20 protein-coding genes are annotated in these 20,571 nt (G+C 71.1%); 10 read left to right on the forward strand and 10 right to left on the reverse strand.

The genetic code is table 11. From position 1 onward, the window contains the following. Positions 1 to 2 precede the first annotated feature (2 nt). Entirely contained in the window at positions 3 to 728 is a 726-nt protein-coding gene (locus D2L64_RS05005; RefSeq protein WP_119573514.1) for a tetratricopeptide repeat protein, read from the reverse strand. Between the two features lie 358 nt (positions 729 to 1,086). Here D2L64_RS05005 and D2L64_RS05010 point away from each other — a divergent pair, with 358 nt between their 5' ends. The 5 genes from D2L64_RS05010 to D2L64_RS05030 are packed head-to-tail and all read left to right on the forward strand — an operon-like array spanning position 1,087 to position 6,855. Next, positions 1,087 to 2,133 (forward strand): LacI family DNA-binding transcriptional regulator, encoded by a 1,047-nt coding sequence (locus D2L64_RS05010; protein ID WP_119573515.1) that lies wholly within the window; start codon positions 1,087 to 1,089, stop codon positions 2,131 to 2,133. A gap of 27 nt (positions 2,134 to 2,160) precedes the next feature. Next, on the forward strand, positions 2,161 to 3,765 hold the full coding sequence (locus D2L64_RS05015; RefSeq protein WP_199714415.1) for an FAD-dependent oxidoreductase: 1,605 nt from the start codon (positions 2,161 to 2,163) through the stop codon (positions 3,763 to 3,765). A gap of 21 nt (positions 3,766 to 3,786) precedes the next feature. Continuing rightward, positions 3,787 to 5,067 (forward strand): ABC transporter substrate-binding protein, encoded by a 1,281-nt coding sequence (locus tag D2L64_RS05020; RefSeq protein ID WP_119573516.1) that lies wholly within the window; start codon positions 3,787 to 3,789, stop codon positions 5,065 to 5,067. An 8-nt stretch (positions 5,068 to 5,075) separates the two neighbouring features. Further along, positions 5,076 to 6,023 carry a carbohydrate ABC transporter permease gene (locus tag D2L64_RS05025; RefSeq protein ID WP_119573517.1) on the forward strand — a complete coding sequence of 316 codons (948 nt, stop codon included), beginning with the start codon at positions 5,076 to 5,078 and terminating at the stop codon, positions 6,021 to 6,023. Further along, complete coding sequence (locus tag D2L64_RS05030; RefSeq protein ID WP_119573518.1) at positions 6,013 to 6,855, forward strand: carbohydrate ABC transporter permease; 843 nt, start codon at positions 6,013 to 6,015, stop codon at positions 6,853 to 6,855. Before D2L64_RS05025 ends, D2L64_RS05030 begins: the two co-directional genes overlap by 11 nt. Here the strand turns inward: D2L64_RS05030 and D2L64_RS05035 are convergent. The 5 genes from D2L64_RS05035 to D2L64_RS05055 form a co-directional block, all read right to left on the reverse strand. Further along, positions 6,845 to 7,165, reverse strand: coding sequence for an amidohydrolase family protein (locus D2L64_RS05035; protein WP_119573519.1), 321 nt, complete (start codon positions 7,163 to 7,165; stop codon positions 6,845 to 6,847). The two genes, D2L64_RS05030 and D2L64_RS05035, sit on opposite strands and share 11 nt — an antisense overlap. Before the next feature lie 157 nt (positions 7,166 to 7,322). Then, on the reverse strand, positions 7,323 to 8,330 hold the full coding sequence (locus D2L64_RS05040; protein WP_119573520.1) for a glycoside hydrolase family protein: 1,008 nt from the start codon (positions 8,328 to 8,330) through the stop codon (positions 7,323 to 7,325). 401 nt (positions 8,331 to 8,731) lie between these two features. Then, positions 8,732 to 9,793 carry a hypothetical protein gene (locus D2L64_RS05045; RefSeq protein ID WP_158603447.1) on the reverse strand — a complete coding sequence of 354 codons (1,062 nt, stop codon included), beginning with the start codon at positions 9,791 to 9,793 and terminating at the stop codon, positions 8,732 to 8,734. A gap of 193 nt (positions 9,794 to 9,986) precedes the next feature. After that, on the reverse strand, positions 9,987 to 11,051 hold the full coding sequence (locus D2L64_RS05050) for a hypothetical protein (protein WP_119573522.1): 1,065 nt from the start codon (positions 11,049 to 11,051) through the stop codon (positions 9,987 to 9,989). Between the two features lie 174 nt (positions 11,052 to 11,225). Then, the gene (locus D2L64_RS05055) at positions 11,226 to 12,215 is read right to left on the reverse strand and encodes a glycoside hydrolase family 11 protein (protein ID WP_119573523.1); all 990 of its coding nucleotides are present in this window, start codon (positions 12,213 to 12,215) and stop codon (positions 11,226 to 11,228) included. A gap of 549 nt (positions 12,216 to 12,764) precedes the next feature. Here D2L64_RS05055 and D2L64_RS05060 point away from each other — a divergent pair. The 4 genes from D2L64_RS05060 to D2L64_RS05075 all read left to right on the forward strand — a co-directional run bounded on the left by D2L64_RS05060 (position 12,765) and on the right by D2L64_RS05075 (position 17,599). Beyond that, positions 12,765 to 13,949 (forward strand): AbfB domain-containing protein, encoded by a 1,185-nt coding sequence (locus tag D2L64_RS05060; RefSeq protein ID WP_147376183.1) that lies wholly within the window; start codon positions 12,765 to 12,767, stop codon positions 13,947 to 13,949. A gap of 175 nt (positions 13,950 to 14,124) precedes the next feature. Next, positions 14,125 to 14,343, forward strand: coding sequence for a hypothetical protein (locus tag D2L64_RS05065; RefSeq protein ID WP_119573525.1), 219 nt, complete (start codon positions 14,125 to 14,127; stop codon positions 14,341 to 14,343). A 227-nt stretch (positions 14,344 to 14,570) separates the two neighbouring features. Further along, on the forward strand, positions 14,571 to 16,043 hold the full coding sequence (locus D2L64_RS05070; RefSeq protein WP_119573526.1) for a DEAD/DEAH box helicase: 1,473 nt from the start codon (positions 14,571 to 14,573) through the stop codon (positions 16,041 to 16,043). A gap of 152 nt (positions 16,044 to 16,195) precedes the next feature. Then, the gene (locus tag D2L64_RS05075; protein ID WP_233558773.1) at positions 16,196 to 17,599 is read left to right on the forward strand and encodes a serine hydrolase domain-containing protein; all 1,404 of its coding nucleotides are present in this window, start codon (positions 16,196 to 16,198) and stop codon (positions 17,597 to 17,599) included. An 8-nt stretch (positions 17,600 to 17,607) separates the two neighbouring features. Here the strand turns inward: D2L64_RS05075 and D2L64_RS05080 are convergent, their stop codons facing one another. The 4 genes from D2L64_RS05080 to D2L64_RS05090 all read right to left on the reverse strand — a co-directional run bounded on the left by D2L64_RS05080 (position 17,608) and on the right by D2L64_RS05090 (position 19,909). Then, positions 17,608 to 18,246 (reverse strand): class I SAM-dependent DNA methyltransferase, encoded by a 639-nt coding sequence (locus D2L64_RS05080; RefSeq protein WP_119573528.1) that lies wholly within the window; start codon positions 18,244 to 18,246, stop codon positions 17,608 to 17,610. A 65-nt stretch (positions 18,247 to 18,311) separates the two neighbouring features. Next, positions 18,312 to 18,737: an arsenate reductase ArsC gene (locus D2L64_RS27805; RefSeq protein ID WP_233558774.1), complete on the reverse strand. Its 426-nt coding sequence runs from the start codon at positions 18,735 to 18,737 to the stop codon at positions 18,312 to 18,314. A 51-nt stretch (positions 18,738 to 18,788) separates the two neighbouring features. Then, entirely contained in the window at positions 18,789 to 19,538 is a 750-nt protein-coding gene (locus D2L64_RS27810) for an aquaporin (protein WP_233558775.1), read from the reverse strand. Continuing rightward, positions 19,535 to 19,909 (reverse strand): ArsR/SmtB family transcription factor, encoded by a 375-nt coding sequence (locus D2L64_RS05090; RefSeq protein WP_119573529.1) that lies wholly within the window; start codon positions 19,907 to 19,909, stop codon positions 19,535 to 19,537. Before D2L64_RS05090 ends, D2L64_RS27810 begins: the two co-directional genes overlap by 4 nt. A 76-nt stretch (positions 19,910 to 19,985) precedes the next feature. Here D2L64_RS05090 and D2L64_RS05095 point away from each other — a divergent pair, with 76 nt between their 5' ends. Further along, entirely contained in the window at positions 19,986 to 20,486 is a 501-nt protein-coding gene (locus tag D2L64_RS05095; RefSeq protein ID WP_119573530.1) for an ArsI/CadI family heavy metal resistance metalloenzyme, read from the forward strand. The last annotated feature ends 85 nt before the right edge of the window (positions 20,487 to 20,571 follow it).

Here is a 20,571-nt window from a genome sequence, read left to right on the forward strand (position 1 = left end):
GGTCACCGGTCGGCGAACACCGCCCGCGGGTCAAGGCGCGCGCCGCGCGCGTACTCCTCGGCGAAGTCGGTGCGGCCGAGCGCCTCGGCCACGCTGGCGCGTACGCCGTCGAGGTCGGCCGCGTCGTCGGGATCCGGCACCTGGCCGAGCGCGGCGAAGGTGGCGTCCGCCAGGCCGACCATCCGCGCCGCCCGCCGGTGGTCGCCCTCGGCGGCGGCGAGCGCGGCCGCGGCCACCCCGACGTACGGCACGAACTCGGTCCAGTCGTGCCGGAACACCTGTTCCCGGCTGGCCGCGAAGAGTTCTCTCGCCGCGTCGAGGTTGCCCAGGCGCAGCTCGCAGAAGGCGAGGTTGTGGGTTTCCGAGTTGACCATCTCGGGCTGGTCGAGGATCTCGTTGAGGACGATGCTCTCCCGGTACAGGACACGGGCGCGGGTCAGGTCGCCGGACATTCGCGCCACGCCGGCCAGCACGTGCCGGGGCCGTTCCTCGAGGCGCCGGTCGCCGGAGCGCAGGGCGACCGCGAGGGCTTCCCGGGCCCGCGCCTCGCCGCCGGTCAGGTCGCCGCCGCGGATGGCCACCCGGGCAAGGCTGTACCGGGCCTCCACCTCGCCGGCCGGGTCGCCGGCCGCCTGCGCGCGCACGATCTCGGCCCGGCTCATCCGCGCGACCTCGTCGGTCTCACCGCGCCGGAAGGCCGCGCGTACCTGCTCGCTGAAACTCGTCATGACCCATCACGGTACGGCCGGATGTCCGGTGGAGCCCGCACACCACGCAGCGTTACGTTCCGTGACGCACCGGCCGGACAAGGTGCTGGGATCACGGAGCACTAATGCGCATTAGCAAGAATTCTCCTCGCATGTTGCGCTGCCTGGCGGGCTGCTGTCAAGGGGCCCGGCCAGAAGTGACCCGCGGGCCGCAGGTGACCGTCCAGGTCACCGAGGACGGTCGGCTAATCCGCATTAGTTCAGGGAGTTCACCGCCCGGAAATCTGGCGTCATGCTCTTGACATCAAGCGGGTCAGGCCGCCAGGCTCCTTCCGACCCCGAACGCTAATACGCATTAGCGGCAGCGGAAGGATCCACCGTGCCCCCTGCCCCCCGCCGCGTTACCCAACGTGACATCGCTCGGCTCGCCGGCGTCAGCCAGGCGACCGTGTCGCTGGTCCTCAACAACCGCTCCGACGCCGACGTACGGATCGCGCCGGAGACCCGGGACCGGGTGCTGCGGGTGATCGCCGAGACCGGCTACGCCGCCGACCCGGTCGCCCGCCGGCTCGCCGCCCGGTTCAACCGGATCATCGGCGTCTTCACCTACGAGCCGGCGTTCCCCAGCGGCAGCCGGGACTTCTTCCACCCCTTCCTGCTCGGCATCGAGGAGTACGCCGAGCGGGTCGGCTGCGACCTGCTGCTGTTCACCAGCGCACCGGTGGTCGACGGGCGCCGACGCATCTTCCACCGGGACAACCGGCTGCGCCTGGCCGACGGGTGCATCCTGCTCGGGCGTGAGATCGACGGGGCGGAACTGGGACGGCTCAACCGCGACGGCTATCCGTACGTCGCGGTGGGCCGGCGCGACGACGCCGGTGGTCCGGTGCCCTACGTCGGCACCGACTACGCCGCGGCGGTCGGCCGGCTGGTCGAGCGGGCGCTGGGTCACGGCCACCGCCGCCTGTCCTTCCTCGGCCTGGGCACGACCGCCGAGTCCTCCGCGGACCGTCGCCGGGGTTTCGACGCGGCGGTCGCCGACGCCGAGAGCGCCCGGCACCTGAGCGGCCCGGCCCGCGCGGCCGACAGCATCCTCGACGACCTGCTCGCCGACCAGAGCACCGTGGTGTTCGTGGAGGACTTCGCCAGTGCCGTGGCGCTGGAGACGGCGGCCCGGCGACGCAGCCTGTCGGTCCCCGGCGACCTGTCGATCCTGACCCTGGGCGACCCGACGGCGCCGGTACCCACCGAGACTGCGTTCACCGGGTTCCGCATTCCCCGCGAGGAGATGGGCCGGCAGGCGGTCGAGGTGCTGACCGCCGTGATCGACGGCAGCGCCGCCGGTGTCCAACAACGACTTCTCCCCTGCGAACTCGTCGAGGGTGACACCCTCGGCGCCCCCGTTCCGGCGGTCGACCGCCGCTAGGCGGACCGCGCAACTGGAAGGAAGCACGTGGTACAGATTCGAGCGGACGTCCTCGTCGTCGGGGGCGGACTGGGCGGTGTAGCCGCCGCGCTCGCCGCGGCCCGGGCCGGTCGGTCAGTCGTCCTGACCGAGGAGTTCGACTGGCTCGGCGGGCAGCTCACCAGCCAGGGTGTGCCGCCGGACGAGCACTCCTGGATCGAGCAGTTCGGCGCCACCGCCAGCTACCGGGCACTGCGCAACGGGATCCGGGACTACTACCGCCGGCACTACCCGCTCACCGCGCGCTCCCGCGCCTGGACCGACCTGAACCCGGGTGCCGGCTTTGTCAGCCGGCTCTGCCACGAGCCACGGGTGGCGGTCGCCGTACTGGAACAACTGCTCGCCCCGCACCGGGGCGCGGGCCGGCTGCGGGTGCTACAGCCGTACCGGCCGGTGGCCGCGGCGACCGACGGTGACCGGGTCACCGGCGTCACGCTGGCACACCGGGACCGCGACGACCGGATCGAGGTCACCGCACCGTACGTCCTGGACGCCACCGAGACCGGTGAGTTGCTGCCGTTGACCGGCACCGAGTACGTCACCGGGTTCGAGGGCCAGGGGCAGACCGGTGAGCCCAGCGCGCCGGCCGAGGCGCAGCCGATGAACATGCAGGCGGTGTCGGTCTGCTTCGCGATCGACCACGTCGACGGTGACCACACCATCGACCGGCCGGCCGCGTACGAGTTCTGGCGCGACTACAAGCCCGACTTCTGGGGCGACCGGATGCTGTCCTGGCGCTCGCCGCACCCACGCACCTTGGAGATCGTGGAGCGCAGCTTCACCCCGAACCCGGACGACGACCCGTTGAGCGTCAACGCCGACCAGCGGGTCAACCCCGGTGACGGGAACCTGTGGACGTTCCGGCGGATCGCCGCCCGGCGCAACTTCGTCGACGGGGCGTACGCCAGCGACATCACCCTGGTCAACTGGCCGATGATCGACTACTTCGAGAGCCCGGTCATCGACGTACCGAACGCCGCCTGGCACCTGGCCAAGGCCCGCGAGCTGTCGTACTCGGTGCTGTACTGGTTGCAGACCGAGGCGCCGCGGCCGGACGGCGGCACCGGCTTCCCCGGGCTGCGGCTGCGCGGCGACGTCACCGGCAGCGCCGACGGCCTGGCGCAGGCGCCCTACATCCGGGAGTCGCGCCGCATCCGCGCCGAGTACACGGTGGTGGAGCAGGACCTCTCCCTCGCGGTGCGCGGCGAGCGCGGTGCGGTGCAGTACCCCGACTCGGTGGGTGTGGGCATGTACCGCATCGACCTGCACCCGTCGACCGGCGGGGACAACTACATCGACGTCGGCTCCTGCCCGTTCGAGATCCCGCTCGGTGCGCTGATCCCGCAGCGGATGGAGAACCTGCTGCCGGCCGGCAAGAACATCGGCACCACGCACATCACCAACGGCAGCTACCGGCTGCACCCGGTCGAGTGGAACGTCGGCGAGGTCGCCGGTCTGCTCGCCGACTTCTGTCTCGCGCGGGGCGAGTCCCCACGCGCGGTCCGCAACTCCCCCCAGTTGCTGGCCGAGTTCACCGACCGCATCACGGCCGCCGGTGTGGAACGCCGCTGGCCGCGGATCGCGGGCTACTGACCCCCCGGTGAGGAGAAGAACATGAGTTCAGGAAAGGGAACACGGGTTGCGGCCGCGGCGCTCGCCGGCATGCTGGCGCTGTCCGCCTGCGGCGGCGGTACGGCGCAGGACAGCGGCCCGGCCAGCCTGCGGGTGACCGTCTGGTCGGCCAACGAGGCGCATCTCAAGCTGTTCAACGAGATCGCCGACGAGTACCGCCAGAACAACCCGGACGTCACGGCGATCACCTTCGACCCGTTGCCGTTCGAGAACTACACCACCACGTTGACCACCCAGATCGCCGGCGGCAACGCGCCCGACCTGGCCTGGGTGTTCGAGAGTTCCGCGCCGGACTTCGTCGCCTCGGGCGCGCTGGTGCCGCTGGACGAGACGCTGAAGAAGACCGAGGGTTACGAGTACGACGACCTCTCCCCCGCCACGCTCAAGCTCTGGCAGCACGACGGGCAGTTGTACGCCTACCCCTTCTCCACCTCGCCGTTCGGGGTCTTCGTCAACACCGACCTGCTCAAGCGGGCCGGGCAGAAGACGCCGGCCGAGCTGATCGACGCTGGCCAGTGGACCTGGGAGACCGTGTTCGCCGCCGCCGGGGCCACCCAGGCCGCGACCGGCAAGGCCGGCCTGGTGATCCGCGACTTCGACTACAAGGGCTGGGACTACCTGTCCACCTACTGGACCGGGTGGGGCGCCGAGGCGTGGAGCGAGGACGGCAAGACCTGCGGCTTCGCCAGCCCCGAGATGGTCGAGGCGATGACCACCCTGCACCGCGCCATCTTCACCGGCAAGGCGTTGCCCGGCCCGGGCACGACCGCGGACTTCTTCGCCGGTGACGCGGCGATGACGGTCACCCAGATCTCGCGGGCCTCGCTGCTGGAGGACGACGGCTTCGCCTGGGATCTGGTCCCCCTGCCGGTGGGGCCGAAGGGGCCGTACGCGGTGGTCGGGCAGGCCGGCATCGGGGTGCTCAAGAGCAGCCCGCACGCCGAGGCCGCCGCCGACTTCCTGGCGTTCCTCACCAACCCCACCAACTCCGCCAAGCTCGCCCAGTTCTTCCCGCCGCCGCGCCAGTCGCAGCTGACCGCGCAGACCCTGGCGAAGACGAACCCGAAGCTCAAGCCCGAGCAGCTGCAGAGGGTGGTGATCGACGGGATCGCCAGCGGCGTGGTCAAGCCCAGCCACACCGGGCAGGCGGAGATCAGCCAGCAGGTCCGCGCCGGGCTGGACCCGCTGTGGACGCCGAACGCGAACGTCAGGGGCGTCCTGGACGACGTCTGCGCCAAGATCCAGCCACTGCTGGCGAAGTAAGGCGACCCATGACCCGTACGGACACCAGGGTGGGCCCGGCCACGGCCCGGCCCACCCTGGGCCGGCGGCGGCCGTACTGGACCGGCCGCCGCCGCGACCAGCTGACCGGTTACCTGTTCATCGCACCGCAGCTAGTCGGCAGCGCCGTCTTCGTGATCCTGCCGCTGGCCCTCGTGGTCTGGTACAGCCTGCACGAGTGGAACGTGCTCGCCGGCACCTTCACCTTCGTCGGCGCCGACAACTACGCCACGCTCGCCGACGACCCGAACCTCGGGTCGGTGCTGCGGGCCACCGGCCTGTTCTCCGTCGGACTGGTGGTGCTCAACCTCGCCCTGGCGTTGCTGTTGGCCGTGCTGCTGAACCAGAAGCTGCGCGGCACCACCCTGTTCCGCACCCTGTTCTTCTCCCCCGTCGTGGTGTCGCTGGTGGCCTGGACCATCGTGTGGGGCTTCCTGCTCCAGGACAACGGGGGCATCAACGGGCTGTTGGACACCATCGGTGTGGCCGGCCCCAACTGGCTGCGCGGCGAGGGCACCGCCATGTTCTCGGTGGTCGTCGTGCAGGTGTTCAAGAACGTCGGCCTGAACATGGTGCTGTTCCTGGCCGCGTTGCAGGCCGTACCCGGCGAGTTGTACGAGGCCGCCGAGGTCGACGGGGCCAGCCGGATGCGCCAGTTCTGGCGGATCACCGTCCCGCTGATCAGCCCGACGATCCTGCTCACCTCGATCATCACGGTGGTCGGTTCGCTGCAGGTCTTCGCGCAGATCGCGGTGCTCACCCAGGGCGGCCCGGGCACCTCGACCACGGTGCTCGTCTACTACCTCTACCAACAGGCGTTCCAGTTCCATCACTTCGGCTACGGCGCCACCCTGTCGATCGTGTTGTTCGGCATCGTCCTCGCCCTGACCGTGCTGCAGTGGCAGCTGCGCAAGAGGTGGGTCTTCCATGAGTCGTGACCTGTCGCCGCGGACCAAGCTGGTGCTCTACGGGGTGCTGCTGGTGCTGTCGGTCCCGTTCGTCTTCCCGACCTGGTGGATGGTCACCTCGTCACTGAAGCCGGTGTCGGAGATCTTCTCCTTCCCGCCGCAACTGCTGCCGCTCAACCCGCGGTTCGGCGCCTACCAGCGGGTGTTCGACCTGCAACCGTTCGGCCAGCAGTACGTCAACAGCCTCTACATCGCGCTGCTGGTCACCGTCGGCACGTTGGCGGTGTCGGCGCTGGCTGGGTACGCCTTCGCGCGAATCCGGTTCCGCGGCCAGAACGTACTGTTCCTGGTCGTGCTGGCCGGCCTGCTCATCCCGAGCGAGGTGACGATCGTGCCGCTGTTCCAGATGTTCTTCAAGCTCGGCCTGATCGACACCCACTGGCCGTTGATCCTGGTGCCGATCCTCGGCGCACCGAGCGTGCTGGCGACGTTCATCATGCGCCAGTTCTTCCTCGGCCTGCCCGGGGAGTTGGAGGAGGCGGCCCGGGTCGACGGGCTGGGCCGGTTCGCCACCTTCTGGAAGATCGCCCTGCCGTTGTCCCGGCCCGCGCTCGGCGCGGTGGCCATCTTCACCTTCCTGCACAGCTGGAACCTCTACCTGGAGCCGATCGTGTTCCTCTCCTCGCCGGAGAAGTTCACCCTGCCCCAGGCGCTCACCCAGTTCGTCGACGCCTACGGCGGTCCGATGTGGGACGTCCAGCTGGCCGCCGCATCGATGACGGCGCTGCCGGTGCTGGTGGTCTTCGTCATCGCGCAGAAGCAGTTCGTCGAGGGCCTGGCCCACACCGGCCTCAAGGGGTGAGTGCGCGCCCGTTGCGGCGGTACGGCGGCGTCCGGCTGGGCAGGTAGCCCCCGTACCGCCGCGACGGTGGCCGGCAGAGTTCGACCAGGTCCGCGGCGGCACCGCCGCGCGGTACACCGGCCTGGTCGGCGACGCCCAACGCCTCGGCGGCGGTGCGGGTGTACGCCGCGAGGGCCGCCTCGACGGTCAGCGCCTCGTCGGGATGGACGATCGCACCGCCGGCAACCCGGAGGGTCACCGCGGCCTGGACCCCGACCACCCGTACGCCCGCGTCGACGAGTCGACGCGCGGTGGTGGCATCGGCGACCATGGCGTGCTCGACGCGAACGGGACGTGGGATCGCCGATCTCGGCGGCACCGACGCGGGGGCAAGCTCGGTCCTCGCCGACGGTCGGGACGGACGGCACCATGGCTACCGTCCGTCCCGACCCTGGAGCACCCGACGGCGTACGCCGGGAGGCCGGCGACTAGACCGCGCGGGCCACGCAGATCCGGGCGTTGAGGCGGGGGCCGGCCTCGTAGAGCATGTACGACACGCCGCCGTCGGTGCCGAACGTCGGCGACGCCACCCGGCCGTTGTCCGAGGCGATCGGCCGATGGAACACGCCGAGGTGGACCTCGCGGTCGAAGTTGTTGCCGACCTCGGTGAGGTACATGTTGCCGTTGTTGCCGTGGTAGGCCACGTAGGTGGTGCCGTTGCGCTTCAACAGGTGCGGTGCCGAGATGTCGGTGAGCCCGTCACCGGCGGGCGACACCAGCGGGTTCGGGGCGAACTGCCAGTCGCTCCAGCCGTTCGGCGACCAGCCCCAGAAGATCTTCCGGGTGCCCGGCCCGATGGTGTGCGCGCCCATGAACACCATCACGTAGCGGTTCCCCTTACCGGCCACCGAGTGCTCGAACACCCGGGCGTACGAGGTCTCGGTGGTGTTGGGCACCAGCCGCGTGGACAGGATCGGCGTCTCGTTGGTGAAGCGGACACCGTCGGTCGAGCGGGCCACCCGGGTGGTGTGGTTCTCGCCGTGGAAGTACAGGTAGAACTGCCGACTCGGGGCGTCCCAGACGACGTGCGGGGACGACACGTGGCTCACCGTGGTGGTCGGCAGCACCCGGTCGACGACCGGATTGCCGGTGTACTCGGTGTACGGCCCCTCCAACCGGTTGGCGTAGGCGAGGCAGATGCCGCCGGGCGCGTCGTGTGGCGCGTAGTACAGGTAGTAGCGGCCGAGGTAGCTGCCGATCTTGTCGTAGACGCCGCGGACACACGGGAAGATGAACTCGCCGGTCGGGTTGTAGCGCAGCGGTCCGGCGAGCGCGTCGCGGACGTACCGGTAGTTGGGGAAGCCGGCCGGGGCGGCGAGGGCCGGAGCCCCCGCGGCGGTCAGGCCGGCGCCGGTGGTCGCGGTCGCCAGGCCGGCGGCCGCCGCGCCACGGAGCAGGGCGCGTCGGGAGAAGGGACTTTCCGGGGTACGACTCATCGTGTTCCCTCCGTTCGGGGACGGTCGACGGGGAGGGCAGGCGTGACCGGGCTCGCCGGACCATCGGAGGCGGCGCCTCCTCCGAGTTGGACACCGGACGCGGACCGGTTCGTTGATCGATGAGTCTGGGTGCGCCGCGAGGTCGGCGTCAAGACGCTAATACGGATTATCAAGGAGTTTCGCGCTGGGCGACCGACCCGGCACACGCCAGGTCGACCTGGCGTATGCCGGGTCGGTCCACCCGGGGCCGGGGCCGGGCGGGGGTCTGGGCATGGGCAGCACCCCGTCCAGCGGCTGGATGTAGTCCTTGGTCTGCGTCACGAGCAATCCACCCGGCAACGCCGTGCAGAGGCAGCGGTGGGTCCGGTATCAGGGGCTGGCCCTGATACCGGACCTGCCACCTACTTGCGCTTGGGGCTCTGACCGGACCGTCGCGAACTCTCACCGGCGGTCCGCCGCGAACTCTCACCGGCGGTCCGCCGCGAACTCTCACCGGCGGCTCGCCGCGAACTCTCACCGGCGGTCCGCCGCGAACTCTCACCGGCGGTCCGCCGCGAACTCTCACCGGCGGCTCGCCGCGAACTCTCGCCAGCGGCTCGCCGGGAACCCTCGCCGGTGGATCGCCGGGAAGTGGAGCCGCCGGTGCGCTGACGCAATTCCGAGTCACGACGAGACTGACCCGATGCGCTACTAGTTCGCCGGGCCTCCTGGGCGAGCGAAAGGTTGGACACTGCGGCTTCCAGGTCTCGCTCGCCACCAGCCGTCCTCGACGGCTGCGACCGACCCGCCGACGGCAGCAGGCTACTTGTGAACTGAGCGATGCCCGCGGCTGCGGCACCGTACCCGGAGGCCTGCGGGTTCGAGGGCGTCAGGCCGCCGTACGCGGCCTGGGCGGCCATGTTGGCCAGCGCGACCACGGCCTGCGGATAGTCCGGAAGGGCATGGGACCGCGACGGATCCCGCTGTACCTGCCAACGGTTCCAGGCCGCGGTCAAGACGGTGTTCAGCGCCTGGGCCCCACCGAAACCGACACCGGCAGCGTAGGCATTCGTACTGCCCGCCAGCAGCCCGCCCGCCTGCATGATGAAGGAGGTGCCGCTGAGAATCTGGCCACGCCTCTGCTCATCGAGAACGCTGGCACGCGCGTTGTCGCGCAACCAGAGCAGGTCGAAGCCCCGCCGCCCACCGGTTCGGTCAGCAAGCGCCAGCGTCATCCGCTCGCCCGTCCGGGCAAGCTGGATGTCCCAGGTGCCGCCTTCGAAGACCTCCGCCAACCGCTGAAGATTCGGGTCGTCCATCAGCTCGCTTACCGTGTTCTCGTACGCCTGCTCTTCCTCGCTGCCACTGCCGTTGCCGCTGTCACCGCCGGAGCCGCCGCCGGAGCCGCCGCCGGAGCCGCCGCCGCTGAAGCGGCTGCGTGCGCTCTCCCACTCACTGCTGTTGGGGCTGTCTGATGAAGACATCTCCGCTCCTGTCCACTCGACGAGATGCCCGCTCTACGGCATATACCGGCCGTTGGTTCGACCGTTCCCGCGAAAACTTTCGCGACGGTGCGCGACGGTTCACCGAGCAACCTCCCGCACGCTGCCCCGTTGGCCGCCCGACGCGTCGGGCGCATTGCCCGGTGGCCCGGTCCGCCGACCCACGCGGCCCTGCTCAGCGCCGGCCGCGGCGGGGGCTCGGGCTGCCCGAACGCGTGGATTCGGGCCGATCGACCGACGGCGACCTCGGGCTGGCCGGCGACGGCGAGCGGGTATCGCCGTCGCGTACCGAGGCCACCCGGCGCGAGCTGGTCAGCCCGGCGGCCGTCGTCCGATTCGACGTGGTCGACGAAGCCACCGACGGCGATGGGCTCACACTCCGCTCCCGCGGATCCGGCCGCGACGACTCGCGCGTACTTCCGGTCGTCGCCCGCGACGGCTCCAGATAATACGTGGACACCCGTTGGAGGTCGCCGCGTTGCCACAGTCGTCGCAGGTCCGGGTCGCTCGTCAGTACCTCACGCAGCCGCTCGGCCACCAGGCTGCGCTGGATGGCCGTCATCACCTCCGGCGACACGTCCGACTGCGGTCGGTCGACCTGCGGCTGCCGGCCCGCGCCGAAGTCGTACCCGCCCTGCGCCGCCCGGTAGCCACCGGGAGCCTGACCGAACCCGCCCTGGCCCATGTTCTGTCCGACCGAAGTCGGGGCGTACCCACCGGGGGCCGCGCCGTACCCCCGGTCGTGGTTCACGTCGGCGGCGCCGGCGGTGGGTTCGGGGTCGATCCGGCGGAGCGCCTGGCGGAGCATCCACGCCGTCAGACGGGTCGCAGTGCTCCGTCGCGCCCCGTCCGCCTGGCCCGGTGCCGCGCCGTACCCCCGGTCGTGGTTCACGTCGACGGCGCCGGCGGTGGGTTCGGGGTCGATCCGGCGGAGCGCCCGGCGGAGCAGCCACGCCGTCAGGCGGCTGACGATGCTCCGTTGCGCCCCGTCCGCCCGGCCCGGCGCCTCCTGCTGCGGCGCCACCCACCGAGTGGCGTCCGGCTGAGGTGCCCGATGCAGCTCGCGGAGGTGCGAGTCGACGTACCGGGTCGCCCGCTCTCGCTCGATACGCATCGGGTCGCCGTTGCGGCTGGCGTTGCGATCGAGTTGGGCCAGGTCCTGCCGGAGGATCTGATAGACCAGCCGGTCCAGATCGCGTTCCGCCGCACCGGAATTGCCGGGTGCAACCAACTCGGGCACGACACACCTCCGAAAGAGAAACCTCGGTCACCCGCTGTCCGTGGCTCTACGGCGGCCACCACCCCGCGGTTCACCCGAATCTCAACCCCGGCAGATCTCGTGCACGAACCGCCCCGGGCGGTTTCGCGGTGGGGTGCCGACGGTCGCCGGCACCCCACTGGTGGCTCTCGGGGGTCAGCCCGTCGAGCAGGTCGCGGTCGGTGTGGTGTTGTTGCCGTTCTTGTAGAGCGTGATACCGAAGTTGTTGCCGTTGCCGTTCGGGCGTGCCGTGAGCGTGCCACTGGTACCGCTGATGGAGGCGTTCCAGCTGTTCTGCAGGCTCTGGCCGCCGTTGGTACGGATGCTGACGACCCAGTTGTTGGTGCCGCTGACCGAGAAGTTCACGTTGAAGCGGTCGCTCCAGTCCTCGGCCCGACTGACGCTGACCGAGCAGTTGCCACCGGTGGGCGGCGGGTTGCTGGTGCCGCCGCTGTTGACCGTGATGTTGGAGCTGCCACTGCTCTGGTACCCCTCGGTGGCCATGATCTGGTAGTAGTGGTTGCCGAGGTTCATCCCCCGGCTGGCCCACGCGTCGAAGTGGTTGCCCGTGGTGATGGTGCCGCCGACCCGCTTCGAGGTCCGGACGCTCCAGTACTGGTAGAAGGTCGCGGTCCCGTCGATGGAGGGCTGGTTGACCCGCTGGGTGCGGTAGATGTCGTAGGTGCCGCCGTCGGTGTTGACGGTGCCCATGGAGTTCGCGCCCGGCGGCCGCCAACTGCCCCAGCTGTCCACGATGTAGTACTCGACGAGCGGGCTCCTGGTCCACCCGTAGAGGGTCAGGTACGAGTTGCCGTTCGGGTTGTAGGTGCCGGAGTAGCTGACCGTCCGGCGAGTACCCGGGTTCCAGCCCTTACCGGCGACGAAGTTGTTGACGTTGCTCCACTGGGTGCTGTACTGGCCGCCGTTCCCCATGGTCATGGAGACGTTGCCGCTGTCCTTCCAGAACGAGAAGAAGAACCCGTTGTGGTTGCCCTCCTGGTTGGACGTCACGGTCTGGGCGTGGGCGGGGCTGGCCAGGATCGCCGTGGTGCCGGTCGTCGCCAGTGCCACGGCGCAGGCGGCCCCGATGAGCGACCTGAGGCGTACGCGCCCGCGTCGTCTCAGCTGGACGAGTCCCTGGTTCATACTTCCTCCTCATGACGGCTGGCCGGGGCCAGCGGCGCTACGAGCCGGCGAGGTCACGGTGGCCGGGCGACCGCCGTCGACAGTCGGCGTCGTACCGCGGGTGGTGGGATGGCCGATCGATGTCTGTGGTGACCGGCGGTGTGGGTCGCGTTGGTCGACAATCGAGCTACGTCGATGGGCACAGTATTGGCCTGTCACGGTCGGGCCGTCAACAACTTCCGGAAATACTCCCGAAACCTTTGAGGGGACAGGGCCAGCAGGCGGCAGAGCGTTGCTGCTGCTCAACATCTGCGACTGGGCGGCGGGTTCGGGCTGGCGTCATGCCGATTGCCGCCGGGCGACCATTGCTCGATGGGTTGACGAGCGGAAGTTTCCAGGACTCTTTCCGGTGGATTCCGTCGACCGTCCCCCGGCGACGCCGAAGCCGAGAAATGTTCGCCACGTGGCGTGGGTACTGGCGCCGGAGGAACGGAGGTGGGAACGTATGCGCCGCAATCTTTGATCATCTGTCCGGGCGGGCGCGTGCGCTGGAAGCAGCAGGAGACCACCATGTCCCAAGGCAACGACCAGTCTCGCCTGCGGGTCGGAGGCTGGATCTCCGAGTCCGGCAGGCTCGGTTCGGACGCCGCCGCCCCGGCGACCGACCAGCCGGAGAACGGCACCCTGCGCCGCCGTCCCGCCGGCCTCCTCCGGCGGACCGCGTCGTCGACACCGCTGACCACGGTCGCCCCGCCGTCGCCCGCACGTCACCCGGGCGGATCCATCGAGGCGGGCCGTACCATCGCCCCCGACGCCGCGAGCGACCCTGCCACCTTCGGCCGGCCCTACCGGCACACCACCCCGCACCGTACTCCGGACGACCTCGGCGAGCCGACCGACCGGCCGGGCCCCCGACGCGCGTTGCTGCTCGGCGGCGTGGCCCTGGTCACCGTCACCGCCCTCGGCGGGGTGCTGGCACTACGCGGCGGCACCGCGCAGGAGACGATCCACGGCGAGTTCGTGGCCGCGGTGCCACGCCCCGGTTACCCGGCGGACGGCCCCGGCGACACCGACGTGCCGCCCTTGGTGGACGGCACCGGGTCGGCGGCCGCCCCCAACGGCGGTGTCGCGCCGCCGGCCCAGCGCGGCAACCCGGTCGCCCTACCCGGTCTCAACCCCCGCGCCGAGGGCGCCGGCGGCTCCGGTACCGCCCCGCCCGCCAGCACCCCGACCGGTGGCGGTGGCAACGCTCCAGCACCGACCGGCGCCACCCCGACGACGCCCGGTTCCGTGCCGCAAACCCCCGCCGGCACAGCGTTGGTTCCCGGCGCCCGGATCGGTCTGGAGGTCGCGGGCCGACCCGGTCATCGGGTCCGACACTTCGACTTCCAGGCCCAGGTGGCACCGGTGAACGCCGCAAGCGGTAGCGACACGAAGGCGGACGCGGCGTTCACCGTCCGTCCCGGGTTGACGGGTACCGGCTGCGTGGCCTTCGAGTCGGTCAACTTCCCCGGCCACTACCTGCGCCACTCCGGCTTCCGGGTGTTCCTGCACCGGGCCGAGAGCGACGCCCTGTTCCGCGCCGACGCCACGTTCTGTCCGGTCACCGGCCTCACCGGTGCGCACACCTCGCTGCGTTCGTACAACTACCCGGACCACTACCTTCGACACGACGGGCCCAGACAGATGCAACTCTCCCCGGTCGGTGACGTCGTCCCCGCGTCGGCCACCTTCGTCGTCCGCCCCGCACTGTGACCGCCTGTTGCCGGGCGGCACGAGTCGACATTCCTCGCGTTGGTGGACGACGGACAACGTAACGGGCATCGGCGCGGGGCCTCGACGACGACGTACCCAGGCCACAGCTGCCCGGGTCGCGACGATCAAGATCGTCGACGTTTCCCACAGCGAGCTGGTGCTATACGGTCGGGGGGTGAAAACCGAGCGCCACTGGTGGAACGGCAACCGCACCGTACGAGGCCGCCGCGACGTATACATCCGCACCGACGGCGAGTCGTGGGAGGTGGAGGCCCGAGCCGGCGGCGACGCCGGCCGGTCGAAGATCTACCCGTGCCCCGGCCGCCAGTCGGCGGAGATCCTGGCCCGGGCATGGATGGACGGGCAGAGCCGTTGGCAGGTCATGACACCGTGACCGACAGGTCATGACACCCGGACCGGCCGCTGCCCGGCACCGTCCGGTCCACCGCCCTGCCGCGCGCAGCGGGATCCGGCGGCGGGTTGGAGTAGACTGACAACACGGTCCGCCCCTAATGGCGGCCCGGTTCGATGTCCACGTCACGCGCCGCGGGCCCTACGCCACGCGCCGCGACCGAAGCGGTCAGCGCCGGGCGAGACATCCCTTCGACGTTCGGAGCCTTCATGGCGGCACGCCGCCCAAGCCAGACCATCTCGTCAGACTCTCTCACCTTCGCCGACCTCGGCGTGCCCGACACGCTGAACCGCGCGCTGGCCGCGGCCGGGGTGGACCGGCCGTTCCCCATCCAGGCCGCGACCCTGCCCGACGCACTCGCCGGACGCGACGTGCTGGGCCGGGGCCGTACCGGCTCGGGCAAGACCTACGCCTTCGTGTTGGCGGTGCTGACCCGGTTGGCCGCCAGCCGCACGTCACGGCGGGCCGGTCGTCCCCGGGCGCTGATCCTCGCCCCCACCCGCGAACTGGCCACCCAGATCGACAGTGTGATGGCGCCGCTGGCGCAGGCGCTGTCGCTGCGGACGATGACCGTCTTCGGTGGTGTCGCCGCCCGGCCACAGATCGCCGGGTTGCGGGCCGGGGTCGACATCCTGGTGGCCTGCCCGGGTCGGCTCGCCGACCACGTCGAGACCGGCCACGCCCACCTGGACGCCGTCGAGATCACCGTGCTCGACGAGGCCGACCACATGGCCGACCTCGGCTTCCTGCCCACCGTGCGGCGACTGCTGGACCAGACCCCTCGCGGCGGGCAACGGCTGCTCTTCTCCGCCACCCTGGACGCCGGGGTCGACGTGCTGGTGCGGCGCTTCCTCACCGACCCGGTCGTGCACAGCGTCGACTCGACACTGTCGCCGGTCGCCGCGATGGCGCACCACGTCCTGCACGTGAACGCCGACGAACGGTTCGCCGTGCTGGTCGAGCTGACCGCGGCGCCGGGCCGGACGGTGGTGTTCACGCGTACCAAGCGGGGGGCGAAGACGCTCACCCGCCGCCTGGTCGCGGCCGGCGTGACCGCCGTCGAACTGCACGGCAACCTGGCCCAGGCCGCCCGCACCCGGAACCTACAGGCGTTCTCCGACGGTGCGGCGCAGACCCTGGTCGCCACCGACATCGCCGCCCGGGGCATCCACGTCGACGACGTGACCCTGGTCGTGCACGCCGACCCACCCGTGGAGCACAAGGCCTACCTGCACCGCTCGGGTCGTACCGCTCGGGCCGGGGCGGCCGGAACCGTGGTCACGTTGATGACCGACGGGCAGGTGCCCGAGGTTCGGGAACTCACCCGCAAGGCGGGCATCAAGGCCACCACCACTCGGCTGCGTCCGGGTGACGCGCTGCTGCGCGAACTCGCACCGGGCGAACGGACCCTGGTCCCCCAGCCCGTGCCACGCGCGGCCGGGACCCGGCGCGAAACCCAGCCCACCGGGACGCGACGCGAGGCGCAGCCCACCGGGACGCGACGCGAGGCGCAGCCCACCGGCACGAGGCACGAGGCGCAGCCCACGCAGGGCGGCCGAGGCCGCCGCGGCGGCGGGAAGTCCACGCCGGCGGCTTCGACGACACGATCCGCACCAGCCCGATCCGGGGCGGCTGCCTTCTCCGCCCGGGCCCGGCCCGGCGCCCGGCGCGGCGGGCGCTGACCGCTCCCCGGACGCGCGGGTGGCCGGCGGCGACGGCTTCGGCCGGTTCGTGTCCGATCAGGCGTTTCCGGTAACCCGCGAGCCGCGCTGTCGAGGAATCGGCCGGGGTGCCGAGCTGTGCCCGGCGGGGTTGGCCTGTCATGATGCGGCCCATGTCACTGCACCGTCGTACCGTGCTCGGCGCCGGCCTGGCAGCCGCTGCCGCGGTCGTCACCGGCTGTCAGGCCCCGCCGCCGGTGGTGGGCGCCGACGGTACCGGCGCGCCGACGACCGGACCGGTGCCATCGGGTGGGGCGGGTGCCGGGCCGTCGGCCAGTGCTCCGGCGGTCTCCCCGTCCGCCGTCGAGGCGTTCGGTGCCGCACCGGGCACCTCGGCCAGCGCGTCGGCCGGCGGCGCCACCAGGCCGACCGGTGCCGAAGGGTCGCCGCTGGGCCGGGCGCTCACCGCCGAACTCACCCGCCATCTCAAACCCACACCGCAGAACCCGAAGCACCCCGGATACGCCGGCGCGGTGGCGTACTGCCAGGTCGACGGCGAGCTGTCCGCCCGCGCCACGGTCGGCAAGGCCCTGCGCTACGGCGCCGGCCCGGTCCTGCTGCCCGAATCCAGGCAGGTCGCGATGCGGGCCGACTCGATCTTCGACACCGCCTCGCTGACCAAGGTCTTCACCGCGATCCTCACGCTGCAACAGGTCGACAGAGGGCGGATCGCCCTCGACACCCCGGTGGTGGAGCACCTGCCCGGCTTCGCCGGTCCCGGCAAGGACAAGATCACGGTTGCCATGCTGTTGGCCCACACCAGCGGCCTACCCGTCGGCGCCAAGGTCACCGGGCTGCCCGACGACGCCGCCCGCCGGGCCGCCGTCCTCGCCACCCCACTGGTCAAGGGCGCCACCCCGGGCACCGTCTTTCGGTACTCCAGCGTGGGACTCATGGTCGCCGCCCAACTCGTCGAGAAACTCACCGGCCAGCGTCTCGACAAGGCCCTCAAGAACGGCATCACCGGTCCGCTCGGCCTGCGCGACACCGGCTTCAACCCGAAGACCTGGCTCGCCAACGCCGACCAGGCCCGCCGGCTCGTCGCCACCGACGCCCGATCCTCCCGCGGGCTGCTGCGCGGCACCGTCCACGACGACGTCGCCAACCACCTCGGCGGCATCGCCGGACACGCCGGCATCTTCTCCACCGCCGCCGACCTCACCGTCATCGGTCAACTGCTGTTGAACGGCGGTACCTACCGGGGCACACGGGTGCTCTCCGAGACCATCACCAAGCGGATGCTCACCAACGTCAACCGGGGTCTGCCCGCGGTCGACGCCGAACGTCCCAACCGGACCTCCGATCACGGCCTCGGCGTCGTACTCAACCAGCCGTGGTTCATGGGCCGGCTCGCCACCGGCAAGACCTTCGGCCACACCGGTTTCTCGGGCACGTCCCTGCTGGTGCACCCCGGACGCAGGATGGTCGTGGTGCTGCTCACCAACCGGGCCCACCCCAACTGGAGCTGGGCCAACCCCGACCCGGTCCGGGTCGCCGTCGCCAACCTCTGCGCCTGAGACACCGCTCACCGGTGGGCGAAGACGAAACCGCCTGTCACGTCCGGTGCCGGATGGTGCGCCAGTTCGGCCTCGACGGTGAAGCCGGCGGCGCGCAGCCCGGCGGCGACCCGACCCGTCGGACGGTGGTGCACATGGACGTTCATGGGATGGCCGCCGTAGCCCTGCGTCTTGAGCCGGCTGCCGTCGCCGCCGTGGAACGCGAGCAACACGACCCCACCCGGCCGCAGCACCCGGTGGAACTCGGCGAACACCACGGGTACCTCCTCGTCGGGGACGTGGATCAGGGAGAACCAGGCGAGCAGGCCGGTCAGCTCGCCGTCGGTCAGGTCGAGGCGCGTCATCGTGCCGACCTCGAAGCGCAGGCCCGGGTGATCCCGTCGGGCCACCTCGACCATGGCGGGTGACAGGTCGATGCCGAACGCGTCCAGGCCGATGTGGTGCAGGTGAGCGGTGATCCGGCCAGGGCCACAGCCGACGTCGGCCACCGGCCCGGCGCCCCGGGCGCGGACCAGCTCGGCGAAGAGTGCGAGGACGCCCCGCTGGAACGGCTCACCGGCGAGGGCGTCGCGCAGCAGGTCGGCGTAGCTGGCCGCCACCGTGTCGTACGAGGTCCGGATGTCGTCGAGCCAACCGGGAACACGCATGCGCTGCACGATAGTCCGCATCGCGGGTCGACGGTGTCGCCAGCCGTTCGCCGGCCCTGTCGACGTCAGTGCCCGCGGACCGGATGGTCGCCGGTCAGGTCGGCGACGAGTTGGACGACGCGGTCGCGGATCTGGTCGCGGACCTCACGCACCACGGGCAGGGGTTGACCGGCCGGATCGGTGAGCGTCCAGTCCTCATAGCGCTTGCCCGGGAAGACGGGGCAGGCGTCGCCGCACCCCATGGTAATGATGACGTCGCTGCTCCGGGCGGCGTTCCAGTCGAGGATCGTGGGCCGTTCGGTGGCGATGTCGATGCCGACCTCGTGCATCGCCACGATCGCGACGGGGTTGACCTCCTCGACGGGTTCGGAGCCGGCGGAGCGGACCTCGATCGCGTCACCGGCGAGGTGCCGCAGCCAGCCGGCGGCCATCTGGGAGCGACCGGCGTTGTGTACGCAGACGAACAGGACTGCGGGTACGGGGCTGTTCATGGTTATCAGTCCTCGGTCGGGTGGATGAGTCAGGGGCGATCCTCGTACCGATCACGCCGGCACCCGCTGCGCGCCGGTCGGCGTGGGATCGACGGGGGCGACAGCCCGGGGCCGGGTCGGGTACCACCATCGGATCGCGGCGAGTGTGCCCACGGTGGCGACCAGTTGGGCTACGACGAAGCCCATCGCGGAAAGGGGGGTGATGCCGGTGACGGTATCGGTGAACATCCGGCCGACGGTCACCGCGGGGTTGGCGAACCCGGTGGAGGCGGTGAACCAGTACGCGGCGCCGATCCACGCGCCGATTGCGACCGGCGCCAGCGCCTCACGACGGGCGTGGCGCAGGGCGGCGATCAGCAGAAGCAGGCCACCGGTCGCGATGATCTCGGCGAGCCACAGCCGGCCGCCGTCGCGGTGCCGGGTGGCGACGGCGGCGGCCGGTAGCCCGAACATCAGGTGGGCCAGCACGGTTCCGCCGGCCGCGCCGAGCAGCTGCGCGCCCAGGTAGGCAATCAGATCCCGGGTCGACAGGCCGGTCCGGGTACGGCGACCGAGCCACCAGTCGGCCAGCGACACCGCCGGGTTGAGGTGGGCGCCGGAGACCGGGCCGAAGATGACGATCAGCGTGCCGAGGGCCAACGCGGTGGCGATGCTGTTCGCCAGCAGTTGCAGCCCCGGGTCGTCGGGTGCGAGCCGGGCCGCGGCAATGCCGGAGCCGACGACGGCGGTGACGAGCAGGCCGGTGCCGACGAGTTCCGCGGACGCCCGCCGCAGGGTCGTCCAGTCGTCCCGCGGTGTCACGGTCGCGCAGTCGCGGTCGCACCGGAAACGTCGAGCAGCTGGGACAGCGCGGCGAGACGGGCCGGGACGATCCAGTAGTAGACCCAGGTGCCCCGTCGCTGGCAGTCGATCAGCCCGGCCTCCCGAAGCACCTTGAGGTGGTGGGAGATCGTCGGCCCGGTCAGGGTGAACGCGTCGGTCAGCTCGCAGACGCACACCTCGTCGCCGGCCCGGGAGGCGATCAGGGACAGCAGCCGCAGTCGCACCGGGTCACCGAGGGCCTTGAAGCCCCGGGCCAGGGTCGCCGCCGTCTCGTCGGTCAACGCCTCGTCGACCAGTGGGGGGCAGCACGGGGACGTGTCCGGGATCGCCGGCACCTCTTGTCTCGACACCCGTCTAGTTTGACAACTGTCTAAACAGAGTGCAACTCTCTGGCTAGACGGTTGTCTAAACAACGGGAGGTACGGGATGTCCCGCGTCCAACTCGCCCTGCGCGTGGCCGACCTGGAGGCGTCGGTCGCGTTCTACTCGAAGCTGTTCGGCGCCGAGCCGGCCAAGCGGCGACCCGGCTACGCCAACTTCGCCATCGACCAGCCACCGTTGAAGCTGGTCCTGCTCGAAGGCGCACCCGACCAGCCCACCGCGCTGGATCACCTCGGGGTCGAGGTGTTCGACGGCACGGAGGTCACCGCCGCCACCGACCGGCTCACCGCGGCCGGTCTGATCACCCTGACCGAGAACGACACCTCCTGCTGCTACGCGCTACAGGACAAGGTGTGGGTGCGCGGCCCGGGTGACGAGCGGTGGGAGGTGTACGTGGTCAAGGGCGACTCCGACCAGTACGGCAAGTCCGCCCAGACCGAGCCGGGCGCCCACGACGCCTGCGCCTGCGGCGAGGTCACCGCCCCCACTCACGCCGAGCCCGACCGGGTGCGCCCGGTCGGACTCGGCGGCGGATGCTGCTCGTAGCCCCACAGGTACGCGTCGGTCGGTGCGGGCTACGAGGGCGCGCCGGCCGACGCGTCGCGGGGGACGGCCCGCGGCGGGGATGGCC

The sequence above is a fragment of the Micromonospora radicis genome, from assembly GCF_003583405.1.
GTDB classification, from domain to species: Bacteria; Actinomycetota; Actinomycetes; order Mycobacteriales; family Micromonosporaceae; genus Micromonospora; species Micromonospora radicis.